At 65.9% G+C, this 19,881-nt stretch carries 16 protein-coding genes; 9 read left to right on the plus strand and 7 right to left on the minus strand.

Going from position 1 to position 19,881, the window contains the following annotated elements:
- Nucleotides 1-29: 29 nt before the first annotated feature.
- The 6 genes from BLR29_RS15265 to BLR29_RS15290 form a co-directional block, all read right to left on the minus strand.
- Nucleotides 30-974, minus strand: a complete 945-nt coding sequence (locus BLR29_RS15265) for an ABC transporter substrate-binding protein (protein ID WP_176860978.1) — start codon at nt 972-974, stop codon at nt 30-32.
- A 102-nt stretch (nt 975-1,076) separates the two neighbouring features.
- Nucleotides 1,077-2,084 carry an ABC transporter permease subunit gene (locus tag BLR29_RS15270; protein ID WP_092137873.1) on the minus strand — a complete coding sequence of 336 codons (1,008 nt, stop codon included), beginning with the start codon at nt 2,082-2,084 and terminating at the stop codon, nt 1,077-1,079.
- Nucleotides 2,085-2,155: 71 nt separating this feature from the next.
- A complete protein-coding gene (locus tag BLR29_RS15275; RefSeq protein WP_092137874.1) occupies nt 2,156-3,802 on the minus strand; it encodes a sugar ABC transporter ATP-binding protein in 1,647 nt (548 codons plus the stop codon).
- Complete coding sequence (locus BLR29_RS15280) at nt 3,789-5,048, minus strand: ROK family protein (protein WP_092137875.1); 1,260 nt, start codon at nt 5,046-5,048, stop codon at nt 3,789-3,791. Before BLR29_RS15280 ends, BLR29_RS15275 begins: the two co-directional genes overlap by 14 nt.
- A gap of 308 nt (nt 5,049-5,356) precedes the next feature.
- A complete protein-coding gene (locus BLR29_RS15285) occupies nt 5,357-6,001 on the minus strand; it encodes a response regulator (protein WP_092137876.1) in 645 nt (214 codons plus the stop codon).
- Between the two features lie 259 nt (nt 6,002-6,260).
- The gene (locus tag BLR29_RS15290) at nt 6,261-6,911 is read right to left on the minus strand and encodes a response regulator transcription factor (protein WP_176860966.1); all 651 of its coding nucleotides are present in this window, start codon (nt 6,909-6,911) and stop codon (nt 6,261-6,263) included.
- 978 nt (nt 6,912-7,889) lie between these two features.
- Here BLR29_RS15290 and BLR29_RS15295 point away from each other — a divergent pair.
- The 3 genes from BLR29_RS15295 (at nt 7,890) to BLR29_RS15305 (ending at nt 12,978) form a co-directional block, all read left to right on the plus strand.
- Nucleotides 7,890-8,561 carry a response regulator gene (locus tag BLR29_RS15295; protein WP_092137878.1) on the plus strand — a complete coding sequence of 224 codons (672 nt, stop codon included), beginning with the start codon at nt 7,890-7,892 and terminating at the stop codon, nt 8,559-8,561.
- Nucleotides 8,562-8,784: 223 nt separating this feature from the next.
- On the plus strand, nt 8,785-11,154 hold the full coding sequence (locus BLR29_RS15300; protein ID WP_092137879.1) for a DNA polymerase II: 2,370 nt from the start codon (nt 8,785-8,787) through the stop codon (nt 11,152-11,154).
- A gap of 135 nt (nt 11,155-11,289) precedes the next feature.
- A complete protein-coding gene (locus BLR29_RS15305; RefSeq protein ID WP_218132701.1) occupies nt 11,290-12,978 on the plus strand; it encodes an MBL fold metallo-hydrolase in 1,689 nt (562 codons plus the stop codon).
- 40 nt (nt 12,979-13,018) lie between these two features.
- On the opposite strand, the gene BLR29_RS15310 is transcribed toward BLR29_RS15305, so the two are convergent.
- Entirely contained in the window at nt 13,019-13,990 is a 972-nt protein-coding gene (locus BLR29_RS15310) for a Bug family tripartite tricarboxylate transporter substrate binding protein (RefSeq protein WP_092137880.1), read from the minus strand.
- 117 nt (nt 13,991-14,107) lie between these two features.
- On the opposite strand from BLR29_RS15310, the gene BLR29_RS15315 reads away from it, so the two are divergent.
- The 6 genes from BLR29_RS15315 to BLR29_RS15335 all read left to right on the plus strand — a co-directional run bounded on the left by BLR29_RS15315 (nt 14,108) and on the right by BLR29_RS15335 (nt 19,812).
- On the plus strand, nt 14,108-15,079 hold the full coding sequence (locus BLR29_RS15315; protein ID WP_092137881.1) for a LysR family transcriptional regulator: 972 nt from the start codon (nt 14,108-14,110) through the stop codon (nt 15,077-15,079).
- 93 nt (nt 15,080-15,172) lie between these two features.
- Nucleotides 15,173-15,610, plus strand: a complete 438-nt coding sequence (locus BLR29_RS15320; RefSeq protein WP_092137882.1) for a hypothetical protein — start codon at nt 15,173-15,175, stop codon at nt 15,608-15,610.
- Between the two features lie 336 nt (nt 15,611-15,946).
- On the plus strand, nt 15,947-16,111 hold the full coding sequence (locus BLR29_RS32460; RefSeq protein WP_176860967.1) for a hypothetical protein: 165 nt from the start codon (nt 15,947-15,949) through the stop codon (nt 16,109-16,111).
- Between the two features lie 463 nt (nt 16,112-16,574).
- The gene (locus BLR29_RS15325) at nt 16,575-17,762 is read left to right on the plus strand and encodes an AI-2E family transporter (RefSeq protein ID WP_255371266.1); all 1,188 of its coding nucleotides are present in this window, start codon (nt 16,575-16,577) and stop codon (nt 17,760-17,762) included.
- A gap of 171 nt (nt 17,763-17,933) precedes the next feature.
- Nucleotides 17,934-18,749, plus strand: a complete 816-nt coding sequence (locus tag BLR29_RS15330) for an IclR family transcriptional regulator (protein WP_092137884.1) — start codon at nt 17,934-17,936, stop codon at nt 18,747-18,749.
- A 4-nt stretch (nt 18,750-18,753) separates the two neighbouring features.
- Nucleotides 18,754-19,812: a cyclase family protein gene (locus BLR29_RS15335; protein WP_092137885.1), complete on the plus strand. Its 1,059-nt coding sequence runs from the start codon at nt 18,754-18,756 to the stop codon at nt 19,810-19,812.
- Nucleotides 19,813-19,881: the final 69 nt, after the last annotated feature.

The raw sequence follows: 19,881 nt of genomic DNA on the forward strand, positions 1-19,881 counted from the left end.
CGCTGGCGCTACCAGCTATCGGCTATCCGCTATCGCGGCGCGGACCAGCCGCGGTATTCCTTCACGTTGTCACGCGTGACCAGCGTCGGCGCCAGCAGCACCGTACGGCTGGCGGGCGCCTGCCCGTGCATCAGGCCGACGCCGATCTCCACGGCGGTGCGGGCGATGGCCCAGGGGTCCTGGCTGGCGGACGCCTGCACCAGCGTATCGGCCTTGAGCGCGGCCTCGATATCGGGTGCCCCGTCCACCGAGGCAATCACGATGCCCCGGCGGTTCAGCTGCCGCGCGGCCAGGTCTGCCCCCACCGCCTGCGGGTCGTTGATGGTGAAGACCGCATCGATCTTCGGGAAGCGAGTCAGGTAGTGCTGCATCACGTTCAGGCCGCCCTCGCGCGATCCCTTCGCATCCTGGTCGTCGGAAAGAATTCGAATGGCCGGATGCCTGGCGAATACGGTCTTGCACCCTTTCACGCGGTCGAGCACGGCGGAAACCGGCGGACCGTTCTGGATGATTACGGCGCCGGTGCCCTTCAGGCGGTCCGCGATATAGCCGCATGCCAGTTCGCCGGCGCGCGTGTTGTCGGTCTGGACGGTGGCATCGGCGCCAGCCGCCCCGACGTCCACCGCCACGACGACGATGCCAGCCTTGCGGGCCTTGCGCACGGCGGGCTCGATCGCACGGGCATCGGCTGCATTGATCAGGATAAGGTCCACCTTCGACACGATGAAGCTGTCGATGTGGGAGAACTGCTTGTTCAGGTCGTAGTCGGCCGACAGCACGGTGACCCGGGCATCGGGATTGACCTGTTTGGCCGCGGCCTCCGCGCCGCGCGCCAGCGCGACGAAGTAAGGATTGCCAAGCGAGCCGAGCGTTACGCCAACCTTCTTCAGCGGGCGGCTATCGGCGGACGTCGCCGGGGCCGTCTGGCCCTGTGCCTGCGCCTGCGCTTGGGCGCCCGCCGCGCAGGCGGCCATGGTCACGGCCATCAGAGTTTGCTTCCACACGTCATGTCTCCTGAACAGGGATTCGCCAGTCGTTGCGTCACGTCACGTCACGTTGCGTCGCGTCGCGTCGCATCACGTCCGGGCCGAACCCTTGCGGCGATAGCGATCCAGCGTCACAGCGCCGATGATGACCAGACCCTTGATGATGTACTGCCAGATGTCCGACACGCCCAGCAGGATCAGTCCGTTGGACAGCACCGCGATGATCAGCGCACCGATCAGGGTGCCGCCGATGGAGCCCACGCCGCCGACAAAGCTGGTGCCGCCGAGAATGACCGCCGCGATGGCATCCAGCTCATAGGACTGCCCGAGCTGCAGCCCGTTGGCGGCATAGAGCCGCGAGGCCGACATCACGCCGCCCAGCCCCGACAGCAGGCCGGACACCGCATAGACGAACAGCAGCACGATCCACACCTTGATGCCGGAGAGCCGCGCGGCCTCGGCATTGCCGCCCACGGCATAGATATGCAGGCCAAGCACGGTCCGGCGCAGGACGAACCAGGCCACCGCCACGACCGCGATGGCAATCACCACCAGCCAGGGCACGCCGAGGACTTCGCCATTGCCGATGAAGGCAAAGCCGATATCAGGGTTGTAGATCGTGCTGTCATGCCCCACCAGCCGCGCCAGGCCGCGCACCGCGGTGAGCGTGCCCAGCGTGACGATGAACGGCGGCAGGTTGAGGAAGGCCACCAGCGCGCCGTTCACCAGCCCGAACAACAGCCCGCACAGCAGCGCGGCCGGCACGCTCAGCGCGCCCAGCTGCGGCATGAGCGAGACGAGCATCGCCACCACGGCGGAGATCGACAGGATGGAACCCACCGAGAGGTCAATGCCGCCCGTCAGGATCACAAAGGTCATGCCGGCGGCCAGCACCATGTTGATCGATGCCTGCTGCGCGACGATGGAGAGGTTCTGCCAGCTCGCGAAGTTCTCCGTGAGCACCGCGAAGCCGATACAAAGCAGCACCAGGATCGGCAACATGCCCAGCGCGCGCAGGCGCTCCTGCGTGGTGATGCCGCTGCGGCCGGTGGGTGCGGCGATGGCCGCGGCGTTGTGATGGGGGCGGGAAAGATGCATGGCTGTCTCCTGTCACGGTCGCCCTGGTGGCGGCGCCGTGAATCTGTCTGGCGTGGCGTGGAAATCGTGGGCTAGTGCAGTGCGGCGCCGGCTGGCATGGCGGTGGACGGGGCGCCGGTGGCCAGCGCGATGATGTGTTCCTGCATCGACGCGGCACTGGCCTGCGCGCGAACCTCGCCGGCCAGCTCACCCTCGCGCATGACCAGCACGCGGTCGCACAGCGCCACCACCTCGGGAAGCTCGCTGGAGATCAGCAGGATCGCCACGCCGCTCGCGGCCAGCTGGCCGATCAGGCGGTAGATCTCCGATTTGGCGCCGATGTCGACGCCGCGAGTCGGTTCGTCAAGGATCAGCACGCGCGGGCGGATTTCCAGCAGGCGCGAAAGCATGACCTTCTGCTGGTTGCCACCGGACAGCGCGCCGACATTGACGCCCGCGTGCGCCACGCGGATGCCGAGCGCGCCAATTGCCGCGCGGGTCCGCTCTCGCGCCGCCGGGCGATTGAGACGCCCCAGCCCTTTTGCGTCACGCGAGGCCACGATCAGGTTGATGTTCTCGTGCACGCTCTGGTCCAGGAACAGGCCCTGGAGCTTGCGGTCTTCGGTCAGGTAAACCATGCCGGCGTCAATCGCCACGCGCGGGCTGCCTGGCGGCAGCGGTTTCAGTGCGCCCGGGACGGTCGACACTGCAGCCGAAGCCGCCGACGAATCAGCAGACGCCTCGGCCGCGATGCACACTTCGCCCGCCTTGCGTGGATCGGCGCCGAACACCAGCCGCGCAAGCTCCGTGCGCCCCGCGCCGACCAGCCCGGCCAGGCCCAGCACTTCGCCGGCATGCAGGTCGAAGCTGCATCCGCGCACGCGCCGTCCATCGGCAACATCGCGCACCGTCAGCACCGGCTTGTCGTGAGGCGGGTGTTCTTCGTGGGTGCGGGCATAGAACCCCGAGAGATCCCGCCCCACCATCATCTTGACCAGCGCGGCCTGCGACAGATGCGCGCGGTCGATCGTGCCCACGTAGCAGCCGTCGCGCAACACGGTGACGCGGTCGGCCAGCTCATCGATCTCCGCCATGCGGTGGCTGATATAGAGGATGGCCAGTCCCTCGCTGCGCAGCTTGCGGATCAGCGCGAACAGCCGGTCCGTCTCGCGCGTGGAGAGCGGTGTGGTGGGTTCGTCCATCACCAGGATGCGCGCTTCAAAGTGCACGGCGCGCGCGATTTCCACCAGCTGGCGCTGCGCGATCGACAAGTCCGCGACGGTGGTGGTGGCCGTGAAGTCCGCTCCGAGCCGCTCCAGCGTGGGCACACAGGCTCGGGCCATGCCGGCGCGGTCCACCACGCCACGGCGATGCAGGTGGCGGCCAAGATAGATGTTCTCCGCCACGGTCAGGTTGGGCGCGAGACTGAACTCCTGGTAGATCACCGCCACGCCCAGCTCTCTCGCGGCCTGCGGGCCGTCGATATGCACCACGTCGCCACCGATACGGCACTCGCCGCCAGGGTCGGCAATATAGGCGCCGGAGAGGATCTTCATCAGCGTCGATTTGCCGGCGCCGTTTTCCCCCATCAGCGCGTGCACCTCTCCGGGCCATGCCGTGAGTTCGACGTTGGACAACGCCTTGACGCCCGGAAACGTCTTCGAGATATTGCGCAGCGCGAGCAGTGGCGCAGCCGCGCCACCGTGGCCGGCCTGGAGATCGGAATCAGACGATGGCATGGTTTGCCTCCGGAATCATGGCCGAACCGCCTTTCAGCAACTCGGCGCGCGGGGAGAAATTGATGAACATGGGGAGCGACGCCGCGCCGATGGCGCCGGCGTTGGAGCCGAAACAACCACGCACGATGCGCGGCGCGCGGCGCGCTTCCGGTGCGCTTTCCTCGAGCGAGGCCTGCAGGCTGGCGATCAGTTCGGGCAGCAGCGCGTCCCCGATATCGGCATCGAAGATGATCAGTGGCACATCCAGCACTGCCAGCGCCGATTGCAATGCGGGCACCAGCGCGTCGATGCAGTCCTCGAGCCATTCGGTCACGGCGGGATGCCGCGCGAGAACCTGCGCTTCCAGGTCGGCGAGGGAGTGGATGGCGATGCCGTGATGGCGCAGATGCCGTGTCAGCGCGTTGAGCGACGCGCGCGCCAACAGGATGTCACGGCGCTTGCCGGTATGCGGTGCCGACGGCAGCGTACTGGGAGTGACCGGAATCATGCCGATGTCTCCGGCATTGCCCGTCATGCCGCGCAGGCAATCGCCGTTGAGAACCACGCCGCCGCCGACCGCCGGCCCCATGAACACATAGAGGAAGTTCTGCGCGTGATGGCGGCCATAGAACAACTCCGCAACGGCCGCGGCGGTGCCGTCGTTCTCGCTGAACACCGGCAGATCGGTGGCCTCGCTCAGTGCGGCGGCGAAGTCCACGTCGTCCCATGCGCGAAAGCTGTCGCGCATGGCGGCGTCCTCGATATCGAGTTCACGGAGCCAGGCGCCGAGGTTATACGGCTGCGCCACGCCGATACCCAGCAAGCGCTTCTGCTCGCTGGCATCGAGCGTCGCGCGCAGTTCGGCAACGTCCTGGCTGACCTGCGCGAGCACGGCGTCGGGATGCGCGAGGATGCCGGGATGGTTGCGGCTGGCAAGGATCGCACCGCCAAAATCGACCATCACGCATTCGATGCCGGAACGGTCCAGCCGGACACCGATCCCGAAGGCGCCCTTGGACTGCAGGCGGATCAGGCTTGCCGGCTGCCCGCGCTGCCCCTCCACCCGCCGGCCGACTGGCTGGACCAGCCCGTCCTCCGTGAGCGTCTGCACGATGCTGCCAACGGCCGTGTTGGTGAGCCTGGCCATGCGCGCGAGGTCGGCCTTGGACGCCTCGCCTGCCCGACGCAATGCCAGCAACAGCGCACGTTCGTTATACAGCCGCAGGCTTGCCGAGTTGACGCCACGGCCGGCTTTGGAAAGGGTCATGCTGTCTCCGGTGTCGGATGCGCCGCTTCTGGCAGCTGGATGGCTGCTGGCGGCTCCTATTAATTAATTCACGGTGAATTAAATACCGCGCAACCGAAGAACTCAACCGGGGGGAAACCCTAGCGATCTCGCAGCGCCGGAATGGGGAGCCGTAACGGGGGGGGGGGGAGCCAAAACAGGGGGAGGCGAAACGGGGGGCGCCGAGACGGCGCGCCGAAATGGGGGCGCCGGAAAAGCAACAAGGGAACCTTCCGGTTCCCTTGCTGGACATCAGTGGCTTACATGGGTCGTGGACGGATCGTCCTGTGTCAGCCCCGCATGCCATGTTCGACGGCATAGTCGAACAGTTCGGCATCGCTGGTCAGGCCGAGCTTGCGCATGGCGCTACCCTTCTGGGTGCTGACCGTATTGACGCTGCGATGCAAATGCCGGGCCACTTCAGTCATCGTCATGCCGTTCACGTAAAGGCGGACAACCTCCAGCTCCCGCGGGCTCAGCGTGCGTTCGAGCGAGCGCGCGATCGCGCCGGATTCCACTCGCGCGATTTCCCGGCGCACTGAAGATCCGAAGTACGTGCGCCCCTGGTGGGTGGCGACCAGCGCCACCGGCAACTCGGGGATGTCGTCGCGCTTGTTCAGGATGCCGCGCACGCCCGCATCGCGCATGCTGACCAGCAGGCCCGGGTTCTCCAGCATCGTCAGCACGATAACCCTTACGCCGGGATACTTGATGCGGATGGCATTCAGCATGACGAGTCCGTCCGGACCGTCATCGGCAGGCATGGAGAAATCCGTGATCAGCACATCGCACGGCACGGTCACGAGTTTTTCCATGAGTTGCCGCGGGGTGGATGCTTCCGCCACGACCTCGACGCCTTTTGTGCCAACCAGCGTCTGCTTTACACCAAAGATGATCAGTGGGTGATCGTCAGCGAGAATGACCTGAACCTTCATGTTCGTCTTCCGGGATATCCGTGATGATGGGGGCAGGAGGCAGCGGGACCGCGGGATCGGCCTGTCGTATCCCTGACCGCTTTACTGCAAAGGTCGCCAGGATGGTCCGGGCAACAATCGGGACATGCGTCGATGTGGACCATTCGGACGTCGATAAATTGGGCGGCACGCATCCGGCTGAATGCGTGCCGCCCTTTACTGCAATGCGCGGTAGCTGACATGGCCGGCGCATGCCGGAATATGTCAGCCTGTGACGGGTTCAAGCTTGATTGATGGCTATCAACTGGTAGCCGCGGGTACGGATCGTCGCCAGGATGACGCCGCGCTCCGACGTCAGCCCAAGATCCCTGCGGACCCGGTAGATCAGTGCGTCGAGCGCGCGAGACGTCGCACTGAGTTCATGCCCCCACAGCGCTCGTTCGAGATAACCCCGTCCGAGCACGGTCCCCACATTGGCGAAGAACAGGCAAGCCAGTTCGAACACCATCGCCGTCATGGCGATGGGACCGCCGTCGATCATGATCCTGCGCGAGATGCGGTCAATCTCATACGGCCCCACCCGGCTGACCTCCATCCGGCGGCAGGCGGCCCGGCGCAGGCCGCGGCGATCCAGCGCCATCAGGCGAACGATGAACTCGCGGCGGCGCAGGGGAAATCCCATGTAGTCGTCCGCCCCGGCGTGGAGTGCATCGACGACAGCGTCCTCGCGCACGTTTTCGGCAACGACCAGGATCGGCATCTCTGTGCCGAGCGCCCCGCGCACGGCCCGGATTTGTCCCGCGGCGCACCGGTTGTCGCCCTGCTGCTCCAGGACAATCAGGCAATGGTCCTCATGTCGAAGCCTGTGGAGCAGGTCTGGAATATTGTCGAAGTGGTTGAACACCATGCCCAGCGGGCCCGTGTCGTCCATCCTGGCCAAGTTGCCGAGGCCCGCCCCTACGCATGCCACCTTCATCCCGGTACCCTCGCCTCACCCGGTATCCCTGCCTTATTCACCACAGTTACCTCGAATCCTTTCAAACCGATGGGCGCCGCAATGCAGCACTGAAAATCCCGCCACCTTGCAGCACATCCCTGCGCGCAAGGGTAATGGCGATGCGCCGGATGGTGAATGGGAGAAGTTCGAAAACCGACAGACGAATTCTTATCAACGGAACCCGGAATCATGACGGCATCTCGATGTGCATAACGTTCCACATACTCCCTCGCACTGCATTTTCGGAATTTTCGAGGGTTGTCGATTGTTGCGCGTCGAGATTTCAGCGGAAATACCGCCGGTCCGATATCGATTCAGCAAGATGTCGGATCAGCCGAGACGTTGACCCCGCTCGTCTGGACTTCCGTCGCCCAGGCCAGCATTTACCTTTTTGGCCTGGGTTCTTTTTGCACAAGCACGCCGGCTTTATTTCTGCAGTGACCGAAGTCCGGCTCGCGTATTCGCTCAGCCGGTGCCGGTATTTCCCGCTGAATCATCACGATATCCATCCGGACACATTCGCAGTGCGCCCGATGGCTCCGGCGCGCCACATGGCATTCCGAGGGGATTCAGTGCGACGACAGCACTCGAACCGCAATCACCGAGCCAATCCACAGCAGAAGCACGGACATCACAAAAATCAACCCAATCAGGTCCGAAGCGGACGCCAGGCGCATCATTTTCATGCCGATTAGCACCAAAGAATATTAAAAATATCAAAAATGCATTGCGTGGAAACAAGGTGCGGAAATGCTATCGGTCCGCTCGTCATTAATCTTTGTGATCGCCCGAAAAAACCTGTGCTGTTATTTGCGGATACTCGACTTTCGGAGTATTCCGATATCGGGTCAGTTCCGCCGCGTCATACGCTGGGAATCGATCACCTGAAGGTTGCCGAGTAAATCTGACGCCATGACAGATAAACGTGCCAATATCCGGACCATCCTGGCCGATGACCATCCATTCGCGCTTCATGGTTTGAAGTGCGCGCTCCTGTCGCAATCCGGCATCCATGTCGTGGGCACGGCCGACAGCGCGGAACGCCTGACGGCATTGCTCGATCGCGTGCCGTGCGACGCCATCGTGACGGACTACGCCATGTCGGAGGGGCTTTCCAACGACAAATGGGCGTTGTTCGTCAACCTTCTGAACCGGCTGCCACGCACGCCAGTGGTTTGCCATACCGCCTTCGACGCGCCCGAGCTCGTCGTGGCGCTTGCCAGGCTGGGGGTCTCGGGCATCGTCAGCAAGAGAGATGCTTCCGGCGACATTGTCACGGCGGTCAGGTCGGCGGTCGCCGGCCAGCAATACTTGTCGCCGATGGCGGAAGCCGCCCGCGCCAGCGCAGCAGGCGTCAGGGCCGCGGAAGCGCTGAAGACGCTTTCGCGGCGCGAACTGGAGATCCTCGGCTTGTTGCTGAGCGGCTTCCCCGTCATGGCGATCGCATCGATGCTGGATCGAAGCTTCAAGACGGTCAGTGCGCAGAAGGTGTCGATCAAACGGCGCCTGGCTGCCATCTCGGACCCCGACTTCCTGGGCCATGCGGCCGCCGAAGGCTGGGTGCACGCCTTCTCAGCCAGATAGTTCCGACCCTGCGAAGGTCCGACCCGCAACAGCCATCCCACCTCGGCGAGCGGCGACATGCCGGCCACCATGTCAGCCACCATGCGGCACAACCCATCCTGCAACGTCTTCCTCCGCAGGTTTCCGAGCTTGCTGCCGTCTCCTGACAGCGCTGGCATGGCGGCGATCTCCGCTAGAATCGCGCTCAGTAACAGTCTCCAGTCGTCCCCCCAAGGTTTCCAGCGTGGCACTTCAGCAGGGTTTTATCCTGACCCGACATTGGCGCGACACCCCCGCCGGCACGGAAGTCGATTTCTGGCTGGCGACCGACCACGGCCCGCGCCAGCTGCGCCTGCCCTATCAACCGTCCGTCGCTTTCCTGCCCGCCGAGCAACGCGAGCAGGCAGAGGCGTTGCTGCGCAACGAACGCAATGTCGAACTGCGTGCGCTGCAACTCCAGGATTTCCGGCGCCGGCCCGTGCTGGGTCTCTATTGCCCGCAGCATCGCCAGCTGATCAAGCTCGACAGGACGCTGCGCCAGGGCGGCGTGGATGTCTTCGAGGCCGATATCCGTCCGCCGGAACGCTATCTGATGGAGCGCTTCATCACCGCGCCGGTCTGGTTCGATGGTCAGCCGGGCGACGACGGCGTGCTGCGGGACGCGCAGATGAAGCCCGCCGCCGACTATCGCCCGACGCTGCGTCTCGCCTCGCTCGACATCGAAACCAATGCCTTCGGCGAGTTGTATTCGATTGCGCTCGAGGGCTGCGGCCAGCGCCAGGTCTATATGCTCGGCACGGCCCCGCAGGGCGAGACCGTTCCCACCGACTTCGATCTCGCGTATTGCGAGACCCGCGCGCAGTTGCTGGAACAACTCAACCTGTGGCTGGCCACGCATGATCCGGACGCGATCATCGGCTGGAACCTCGTCCAGTTCGATCTGCGCGTACTGCAAGCCCACGCGAAGCAGTTCCAGGTGCCGCTGCGGCTGGGCCGTGGGGGCGCCGAGATGGAATGGCGCGAACACAACCGGCAGCAGCACTACTTTGCGGCGGCGGCGGGCCGGCTGATCATCGACGGCATCGAGGCCCTGCGCTCGGCGACGTGGAGTTTTCCGTCGTTCAGCCTGGAGTCCGTCGCGCAGACCCTGCTGGGCGAAGGCAAGGCCATCGACAATCCGTACGACCGCATGGACGCGATCGACCGGATGTTCGCCGAAGACAAACCGGCGCTGGCCCGGTACAACCTGCGCGATTGCGAGCTGGTGACACGCATCTTCGAGAAGACCGAGTTGCTGAGCTTCCTGCTGGAGCGCGCCACGGTCACCGGCCTGCCGACGGATCGCAACGGTGGTTCGGTCGCCGCGTTCACACATCTGTATATGCCGCTGATGCACCGGCAGGGCTATGTGGCGCCCAACCTGGGCGAACTGGAGCCCGAGGCCAGCCCGGGGGGATTCGTCATGGATTCCCGCCCGGGGCTGTATGAATCGGTGCTGGTGCTGGACTACAAGAGCCTGTATCCGTCGATCATCCGCACCTTCCTGATTGATCCGATTGGCCTTGTGGAAGGCCTCGCGCATCCGGGCGATGCCGATTCCGTGCCGGGTTTTCGCGGGGCACGGTTTTCGCGCACGAAGCACTGCCTGCCGGCCATCGTCGCCCGGGTCTGGCAGGGGCGCGAAGCCGCCAAGCGCGACAAGAACAAGCCGCTATCCCAGGCGCTCAAGATCATCATGAACGCGTTCTACGGCGTGCTGGGGTCCAGCGGCTGCCGGTTCTTCGACCCGCGCCTGGCCTCGTCGATCACGATGCGCGGCCACGAGATCATGCGCCAGACGCGGGCCCTGATCGAGGCCAGGGGCTACGACGTCATCTATGGCGACACCGACTCCACGTTCGTCTGGCTGCGGCGCGCCCACGCGGAAGCGGACGCCGCGCACATCGGCCGCGAGCTGGTCACGCACGTCAACGCGTGGTGGCGCGACCATCTGCAGCAGCAGTTCGGGCTCGACAGCGCGCTCGAACTCCAGTTCGAGACCCATTTCCAGCGCTTCCTGATGCCGACGATCCGGGGCGCGGAACTCGGCAGCAAGAAGCGCTATGCAGGCCAGGTGGCGCATGCCGACGGTCGCGTCGAAATGGTGTTCAAGGGGCTGGAAACGGTCCGCACGGACTGGTCGCCGTTGGCGCAGCAATTCCAGCAGGCGCTCTACGCGAAGATCTTCAATCGCGAGCCCTATCAGGACTACGTGCGCGACATCGTCCGCCGGACGCGCGCGGGCGAGCTCGACGAACTGCTGATCTATCGCAAGCGCCTGCGCCGCCAGCTCGACGACTACCAGCGCAACGTGCCGCCCCACGTGCGCGCGGCGCGCATGGCCGATGCCTTCAACGACCAGCAGGGACGCCCCCGTCAGTACCAGAACGGCGGCTGGATCAGCTATGTCATGACGATGAGCGGTCCGGAGCCGCTGGAGACGCGCAAGGCCGCCATCGACTATGACCATTACGTCACGCGCCAGCTACAGCCGGTGGCGGATGCGATCCTGCCGTTCCTGGACGACGACTTCGAAACGTTGCTGACCGGGCAGATGGCGTTGTTCCCGGACTAGCGGGAAGCCCCGCGCGGGCGGCCAATGCCCCGATATGACCCGGTTTGATGCTGCACTGCGGGGAAATGACGGGGCGACGAACCAGTACACTGGCGGCTTCCCGCCAATTCCCCCGTGCGCCCCGCCCTGCCGTTCATGTCCCAGACCACCGCTGCCGCAGTTCCCACCGACCGTTCCAAAGCCCTGCGCAAGGCTGCCAGCCTGCTGGTCTTGCGTGACGGGCCACAAGGCATGGAAGTCCTGATGATGCGCCGCCCGCAGCGCGACGACGACCGCAGCGCCGGCGCCTTCGTTTTCCCGGGCGGCACGCTCGATCCGCAGGACGCCGCGCTGCATCCACACTGCGCGGGGCTCGATGACGCCGCCGCCAGCGCCCGGCTGAATGTCGATGCGAACGGACTGGACTACTACCTTTGCGCGGTGCGGGAAGCCTTCGAGGAAGCCAGCCTGCTGTTCGCCTACGATGCGCGCGGCGAGGTCATCGCGCTCGACCAGCTCGACGCGGACACCCGCGCCCAACTGCGCGAAGCCGTTGCGCGTGATGGCAAGGGCCTGGCCCACGCCTGCGAAGGCCTGGGCCTGCGCATCGCCGTGGACAAGCTGGCGTACTGCAGCCACTGGCTGACGCCGCCGGGCCTGCCCAAGCGCTTCGATACGCGATTTTTCCTGGCGCTGGCGCCGGCTGGCCAGACCGCGCAGCACGATGGCGTGGAGGCGGAGGAACACCGCTGGATGCGCCCCGCGGACGCACTGGACCCCGCCAACAACATCTCGCTGGTCAATGTCACCCGCAAGATGCTTCAGTCGATCGTGCATTTCGATCGCGCGCAGGCCTGCTTCGACCATGCGCGGCAACTGCGCAGCGTTTCCCTCATCATGCCCCGGCTGGCCAATGGACCCAAGGGCGTGCGGCCGGTCATGCCGGAAGAATCGCCTTACGCGGAAATCGCCCGCATCGACCCGGATGGCGCTGGCCACGGCCGCTATGCGCTGGAGCCCGGGGTAGCGGTGAAGCTGTCGGATCGCGTCTGGCGCGTCACGGCCAACAATGGCAACGTGATGACCGGCCCGGGCACGAATACCTATTTCGTCGGCGGTGCCCCGGACAATACCTGGGCCATGATCGATCCGGGCCCGGACGATCCCGCGCACATCGATGCCGTGCTGGCCGCCGCGCCGGGGCCCGTGAAATGGATCCTGGTCACGCATACGCACCTGGATCACTCGCCGGCATCGAACCGCATGCGCGAAGCCACCGGCGCGCCGGTCTGGGGTCGCGTGACCGCCGTGCAGGACCGCCAGGACCAAACCTTCGCCCCGGACCACATGCCCGCCCACGGCGACCGGATCGTGCTGGGGCCGCAGACCACGCTGCGTGTGATCCACACGCCGGGCCATGCGTCGAACCATCTCTGCTACCTGCTGGAGGAAGAAAAGACGCTCTTCACCGGCGACCATGTCATGCAGGGCTCGACGGTCGTCATCAACCCGCCCGATGGCGATATGCAAGCCTACCTGGCGTCATTGCAGGCGCTGCTGGACGAAGACCTGGAGTGGATCGCGCCCGGGCACGGATTCCTGATGTCACGGCCCCATGACGCCATCCGCCTGCTGATCCGCCATCGCCGGCAACGCGAAGCCAAGGTCGTGAATGCACTGCGTGCGCTGGCCCCGGCGGACCTTGCCACCGTCCTCGCCAGCGTCTATGACGACGTGCCTCCGCGCATGCATCCCGTCGCACAGCGCTCGCTGCTGGCCCACCTGCGCAAGCTGGAGGCGGACGGTGTGGCGCGGGAAATCGACGGCATCTGGCATCTGGCCTGAAGTCAGGCCGGATAGTCAGGCGCGCGCCGAGGGGAGGATGTCAGGTGTCGAGCCGGATGCCGCGCGCCTTGGCCAGCTGGCTCCAGCGGTTCACCTCGTCGGCAATGAAATGGCCGAACTGATCCGGGGTCATCGGGGTCGGGTCCAGCGCCTCTGCCGACAGCCTGTCCTTCAGATCCGGGCTCTGCAGCACCGTGGTCAGCGACGTATTCAGGCGCTTCACCACATCGGCCGGAATGCCGGCGGGGCCCACCACGCCGTACCACTGCATGGCGTCGAAGCCCTTGAGCCCGGCCTCTTCCAGCGTCGGCACGTCCTTCGCCAGCGGATGGCGCGCGTGGCCGGTCACGGCCAGCGGCCTGACCCGGCCTGAGCGGATATTCGGCAGCGCCGCCGCCAGCCCCGGGAACATCGCCTGCGTTTGGCCGCCGATCAGGTCAGTGAAAGCCGGGGCAATGCCGCGATAGGCCGCGTGGGTCATCTTCAGGCCAAGCTGCTGGGCGAACAATTCCATCGTCAGGTGTGTCAGCGATCCCGGCCCGGCCGATCCGTAGGCCACCGGCTGCTTGCGCGCGTACTCGATGAATTCCTTGAGATTGGCCACCGGCACCGCGCTGTTGACCACCAGCACGTTGGGCGTGCCGCCGATCATGCCGATCGGCGTGAAGTCCTTGACCGGGTCGTAGGGCACCTTGCGCGTCGCCGGATTGGTGCCATGCGTGGCCACGTACCCCTGCATCAGGCTGTAGCCGTCCGGACTGGCCTTGGCGGTCATCTGGCAGGCGATCACACCGCCACCGCCAGCCTGGTTTTCCACCACGATCGATTGCCCCAGTACCTTGCCCCAGCGCTCGGCCACGGTCCGGCCGACGAGATCCGATCCGCCCCCGGCGGACACCGGCACCACGTAGCGGATCGGCTTGGTGGGAAAGCTGTCCTGGGCCTCGGCGAGGCCAGGCACGGCCAGCAGCAAGGTGCTGGCTTTCATCAGGACCCGGCGTTTCGGATTCATGTCTCCTCCAGATGCGCCTTTATCGCGTGGCGCCTTGTTCTTGGATGAAGCCGCATCATCGCCGCCCGGTGCTAGACTGTGAATTGCAAATTTCCTCAAGATTGATGCAAGGACTGCATGAATTTCAACCTGTCGGACCTGCGCGCCTTCGTGGCCGTCGCGGAACTGAGCAGCTTCCGCGCCGCGGCGGCGGAACTGCACCTGTCACAGCCCGCGCTGTCGCGGCGTATCGAGAAGCTGGAAGACGCGCTGGGCGTTCGTCTGTTCGACCGCACGACGCGGTCCGTGGAAATGACTGCCGTGGGCCGTGAGTTTTCGCGCAAGGCGCGCGAGCTGCTGAACGGGCTGGATGAGTCCCTGCTGGGCATCCGCGACGTCGCCACGCGCGTCACGGGCGAGGTCACGGTGGCTTGCGTGCCGTCCGCCGTGCGCTATTTCCTGCCGGCGGTCCTGCGCAAATACCACGAGACCTATCCGCGCATCGTGGTGCGCCTGATCGACGAAGGCGCCAACGAGGTTCTGAACCTGATCGTACGCAACGAGGCCGATTTCGGGCTCAACTACATCGGCACGCAGGAACCGGACGTCGACTTCGAGCCCGTGCTCAAGGAATCCTTCGTGCTGGCGTGCCCGCCCGATCATCCGCTCGCGCGCAAGCGCAAGGTGACCTGGGCCGAGCTGGGCAACTACGAATACATGACCGTGGGCAAGGCCAGCGGCAACCGCATGCTGCTGGACCTGGCGCTGACGGACGTGCCGACGCGCCCCCAGTGGTATTGCGAGGTCCGTCACGTCAGCACGCTGGTCAGCCTGGTGGAAGCCGGGCTGGGCGTGGCGGCGGTGCCCCGGCTGGCCATGCCGCCGGGCAAGCATCCCACGCTCACCAGCGTGCCGCTGGTGGAGCCGACGGTGTCGCGCACCGTGGGCCTGATCCGCAAGCGCGGCCGGTCCCTGTCTCCCGCAGCGCAGCAGCTTTACGACATGTTGCTCACCGCCAACGCCGATGGCGACACGGGGCGCAAGAAGGGACGCAACGCGGGAGATCAGACAACCGTGCGGACGGCCGCGCGCCGGCTGCAAGCAAACTGAAAGCCTGTGAAATATCTGGATACCTTGCCGGACTGGCGGTGGGCCCGATCGCTGCCTACATTGAGGTCATCGCCATCCGCCGGGATCGCCGCCATGTCCAGACACTTTGCCGTGATGCTGCTGTTATTGGCCGCCACAGGTGCGGCACAGGCCGTGACCAAGTGCGAGAGCGGCCGGGAAACGCTCTACACGACGGCGTCCTGCCCCGCCGGCTACAAGGATGTCAGCGCGGGCATGCGCGGCAACGTGACCACGGTCGCCAAGTCCGCCAAGACCCGGCAGGACGAGCAGGCATACCTGCGCAACCGCGCCCAGATGGCCCAGCAGATCCAGAATTGGAACGCGCAGGAAGACGAGCTGGACTGGCGCGCCCAGAATGCGTTCTGGAACCAGTGCCGGGCACTCGAGTACCAGGCCCGTGCGACCGAGCGTGCGATGCACCAGACCGAATACTGGAGCTACGCCGACCGCTATCGCAACGACGTCCGCGCGCTACGCGCCCAGCAGTACGAGATGGGTTGCGTGTTCTGACGCGCGCGGCACCTGGCGTCGGAATCTTCTGATTTTTCTTCGCTGACGCGATCGATGGTGGCCCGGTTGTGAACCGGTTGCGGCCCGATTGCGGCGGCGTTTGTGCGTCCATGTCGCATACATGAGGCGCTCGTCTTGCGTGCTGCGGCGCAGTGCGTCGGACAACCTGCCGATATTAGCGGTGCTTAGATCGGCATACAGAAAATTTCAGGCGATCTCGGGGCGGAATAACGTCTTGTGTCACATACAATTCGTTCCCATCCGGCCCGCCACATTGACCCGCGACCTCCGCGGATCGCGCTGGCACTGCGGTCGCAACCCACTCCTGTGAAGACCATGCTTACCCTCACTGTGATCGTTGCGTATATGCTGGCCTGCATCGTTGCACTGGCCATTGGCGCCCGTTGGGTGCTCAAGAATGATCCGCTGCTCAAGCAGCAGCACATGCTGGACCCGGGCGCTGGCCCGCACGCTGACGAGCATCCCACGCTGACGCGCTAATATCGAAAAACCCGGTTCACGAGACCGGGTTTTTTGTTTTCGCGCGCGTTTCGCACGCGCCTTCCAGCGTCGCCCTCCCGGCCTCCTCTTTCCTACTTTTTTCCCGCCTCACCAGCGCTCCGGAGCGGCCACCGGATCACCAGCCCACCGGCCCCTTCCTCGTGCCGCGCCCGGCACACGCTCCCGCTTCCACCCGCCGTTGCGCCGCTGTCCTACACAACAAGGCGCCACGCGCCGACACATCCAGCATCGCCACCCTCGCTATGGTTAGAGCAGGCGCCACAGGGTGTCGTGCGGCCCTGCATGCGCGGGCCTGGCGCACCTGTGATTCCAGATGCGCCGCCATCCATGTATCGATCCATGTATCGGGTTTGCCGCCCTGCTTCCCATGCCGTCTGACACGTCCCGGCCTGCCATGCGGGCCGCCTCACCTGAGGTTACGGCCTCGCCTGCCGCGGACCCGGTGGCCTTTGTCCCGGAAATCCCCGCTGACGCCGACAGCCCCGACACCTCCGAAGTCCCGGACAAGACGCCTGCGGCACCCACGGAACCGGCTGAGGACACGCCGCCCGCCTGGACCCTGTCCCTGCGCCGCGCCAGCACCGCGCTCACCATCCTGGCCACGCTGGCCGCGTTGTCCGCGCTGCATATCGCCCAGGCGTTCATCGTTCCCGTGGTGGTGGCGATTGTCATGGCCTACCTGCTCAATCCCCTGGTCGCGCTGTTGCAGCGCCAGCGCATTCCGCGTGCGATTGGCGCCACCGCCGTGCTGATGGGTCTGCTCGCGATCGTGCTTTGCTGCGCGTATCTGCTGCAGGGGCAGGTGGAGTCAATCGTCGACCGCCTGCCCGAGATCGCCCGCAAGCTCTCGCGCTCCGTGGGCGCCTTGCTGAGCGGGGACGACTCCATGCTGCAGAAAATCCGCCGCGCGGCCACGGTGCTCAGTGGCACAGGGCAACCGCTGCCGGTGCGTGGCGCACCGATCATGGTGGAACGCCCGGCGGACAGCCTCAATACCGTGCTGCTGGCCAGCTGGCGGGGTGCGTTCGAGATGGTGGCCCAGACCATCGTGGTGCTGTTCCTGACGTGGTTCCTGCTGCTAGCCGGCGACATCTTCAAGCGCAAGTTCGTCAAGATGGTGGGCACCACCATCAGCCAGAAGAAAATCAGCGTACACATGCTCGACGAAATCAACCGCTCGATCCAGCGCTACATGCTGATGCTGCTGATCACCAATGCCTCGCTGGGCGTCGGCGTGTACGTCCTGCTGAAGTACCTGTCGATCGACAATGCCGGCACCTGGGCCCTGGCCGCCGCCGCGCTGCACCTGGTGCCCTACTTCGGCGCGGTCCTGATCGCCATCTGCCTGGGCGTGGCGGCGTTCATGCAGTTCGGCACGCTCGGCATCGCCGCCATCGCGGGGGGCGGCTCGCTGCTGATCGCCACGCTGATCGGCTCGGGCATGCAGACCTGGATGACGGGACGCATGGCCCGCATGAATGCCGTGGCGGTGTTCGTCTCGCTGCTGCTGTTCACCTGGCTGTGGGGCACCTGGGGCATGTTGCTGGCGATTCCCCTCGCCGTCATCGCCAAAGTCGTGGCGGATCACGTGGAGGGGCTTGAGCTGCTCGCGGAGTTCCTCGGCGAGTAAGGGGCACTGCACCGCAGAACTACGCATCGAAGCCGCCGATGGAGTTTCAGCCGGCAAAACTTTGATGCATCGCAGAATGACCAGACGTGCCGGATCGCCTATAACCCAACGGTTGCCGCGGCGCGCCGGTTTCACGCCGCGAAATCCCACCGGTTCCGGAGGCCCTGTCGCGTGACAGTACCGAGCACTTCCCTGCAGAAGGCCTGCCGGCTGCTGCGTGCGCTGTCCGATACGCGCCATGCCCGGCTGACCGATCTGGCCGCCGCGGCAGGCGTGGACAAGGCGTCGGCGTTGCGGCTGCTGGAAACACTGACGGCGGAAGGGCTGGTGGAACGCAACCCCGACACCAAGGCCTTCTCGCCCGGGCGCGAGTGGCTGACGCTGCAGGCCGCGACCCTGTGCCGGCTCGACTTGCGTCCGCTGGTGCGCCCGGCGCTGATCCGGCTGGCCAATGCGTTCGAGGATTCCGCGATCCTCTCCGTGCCAAGCGGCTGGGAATCCGTCTGCATCGAACTGCGGCTGGGCACCTTCCCCATCCGCGCCAGCTATCTGGAAGTCGGCAGCCGCCGCCCGCTGGGCGTGGGGGCCGGCAGCCTGGCCCTGCTGGCCGCGCTGCCCGATGCGGAGGTCGACGCCGTGCTCGACTGCATCGGCCCCGCACTGCGCCACTATCCGCGCATCGATACCGACTTGCTGCGCCGCCATGTGGCGACCACGCGCGCACGCGGCTACGCGTTGCTGCTCGATGTGGTGGTGGAGCGCATGGGCGGCATCGCCATCGCCCTGCCCGGCGCCGACGGCTACCCGCTGGGCGCCATCAGCATTGCCGCGCTGAACGAACGCATCACCGGGCGCGAAGCCGTCATGGCACGTGCGCTGCGCCGCGAGGCCGAGGCCATCTGCGCCACCTGGCGCGGCCAGCCTCCCGCCACACCGGATTCCCACAAGCCGGCGCCAGGCCGGCCCACTCTTCGCCAGGAGGCATGACAGCATGCGTTGGAAGCAACGTCCGCAAGGCTCCAACTGGGGCGATTTCGGCCCCGACGATCAACTTGGCCGCGTCAACCTGATCGGCCCCGACCAGGTGGTCAAGGGCGCGCGCGAGATCCAGGCCGGCCTGAGCTTCTGCCTTTCGCTGCCGCTGGACTATCCGGGCGGCAACAAGCTCAACCCGCGCCGCCATCCGCCGGTGCTGCGGCCCACGCTGCGCGACGACATCCCCTACCTCAACTTCCCGCTGGCCAAGGTCAACCCGGCCGCCACGGATGTGATCAGCGACGACCAGGTCCTGCTGTCGCTGCAGTACTCGACCCAATGGGATTCGCTCGCGCACGTGGGGGCGCTGTTCGATGCCGACGGCGACGGCCGGCCCGAGCGGGTGTACTACAACGGCTACCGCGCGAATGCGGACATCGTCGGGCCCGTGGACTACGCCGATGACGACCACTTCGAGGCCCACGACTGCGGCCACGGCCAGCACAGCCACGCCGATGCGCTCGGGATCGAGAACTTCGCCGTCAAGGGCATGCAGGGACGCGGCGTGCTGGTGGATCTGGCCGACGTGTTCGGCATGGACTTCCGCGACGTGGGCTATGACGGCCTCATGCGCGCGATGGAGGCGCACCGCGTGGAGGTGGAGTCCGGCGACATGTTGTTGCTGCGCACCGGCTTTGCCGAGGTGGTGCTGTCGATGCAGCGCACCCCGGACGAGACCGTGCTGCACCACAGCTGCTGCGCCCTCGATGGCCGCGACGAGCGGCTGCTGAACTGGATCACCGACGCCGGCATCGCCGCGCTGATCGCCGACAACTACGCCGTGGAGCGCTACCCCGCGCGGCCGGCGCCCGCCGATGCCAGGACCCACCCGCTGCTGCCCCTGCATCACCACTGCCTGTTCAAGCTCGGCCTGCCGCTGGGCGAGCTCTGGTACATGAAGGAGCTGGCCGACTGGCTGCGCGCGCACCGGCGCACGCGCTTCATGCTGACCGCGCCACCTTTGCGGCTGCCGGGTGCCGTGGGCTCGCCGGTGACACCGATCGCGACGGTCTGAAGCGCCGGCCCGAGCCCCCAGAAGACAACGCCGACAAGAACCAGGAGGAGACAACATGATGAACACCGG

Origin of the sequence: Cupriavidus sp. YR651 (assembly GCF_900101625.1) — a bacterium.
Lineage (GTDB): Bacteria > Pseudomonadota > Gammaproteobacteria > Burkholderiales > Burkholderiaceae > Cupriavidus.

Bases quoted from the DNA above. Each gene is read 5' to 3' on its own strand.
- BLR29_RS15265 (WP_176860978.1), bottom strand. From the start codon at position 974: ATGGCCGCCTGCGCGGCGGGCGCCCAAGCGCAGGCGCAGGCACAGGGC.
- BLR29_RS15270 (WP_092137873.1), bottom strand. From the start codon at position 2,084: ATGCATCTTTCCCGCCCCCATCACAACGCCGCGGCCATCGCCGCACCC.
- BLR29_RS15275 (WP_092137874.1), bottom strand. From the start codon at position 3,802: ATGCCATCGTCTGATTCCGATCTCCAGGCCGGCCACGGTGGCGCGGCT.
- BLR29_RS15280 (WP_092137875.1), bottom strand. From the start codon at position 5,048: ATGACCCTTTCCAAAGCCGGCCGTGGCGTCAACTCGGCAAGCCTGCGG.
- BLR29_RS15285 (WP_092137876.1), bottom strand. From the start codon at position 6,001: ATGAAGGTTCAGGTCATTCTCGCTGACGATCACCCACTGATCATCTTT.
- BLR29_RS15290 (WP_176860966.1), bottom strand. From the start codon at position 6,911: ATGGACGACACGGGCCCGCTGGGCATGGTGTTCAACCACTTCGACAAT.
- BLR29_RS15295 (WP_092137878.1), top strand. From the start codon at position 7,890: ATGACAGATAAACGTGCCAATATCCGGACCATCCTGGCCGATGACCAT.
- BLR29_RS15305 (WP_218132701.1), top strand. From the start codon at position 11,290: ATGTCCCAGACCACCGCTGCCGCAGTTCCCACCGACCGTTCCAAAGCC.
- BLR29_RS15310 (WP_092137880.1), bottom strand. From the start codon at position 13,990: ATGAATCCGAAACGCCGGGTCCTGATGAAAGCCAGCACCTTGCTGCTG.
- BLR29_RS15315 (WP_092137881.1), top strand. From the start codon at position 14,108: ATGAATTTCAACCTGTCGGACCTGCGCGCCTTCGTGGCCGTCGCGGAA.
- BLR29_RS15320 (WP_092137882.1), top strand. From the start codon at position 15,173: ATGTCCAGACACTTTGCCGTGATGCTGCTGTTATTGGCCGCCACAGGT.
- BLR29_RS32460 (WP_176860967.1), top strand. From the start codon at position 15,947: ATGCTTACCCTCACTGTGATCGTTGCGTATATGCTGGCCTGCATCGTT.
- BLR29_RS15335 (WP_092137885.1), top strand. From the start codon at position 18,754: ATGCGTTGGAAGCAACGTCCGCAAGGCTCCAACTGGGGCGATTTCGGC.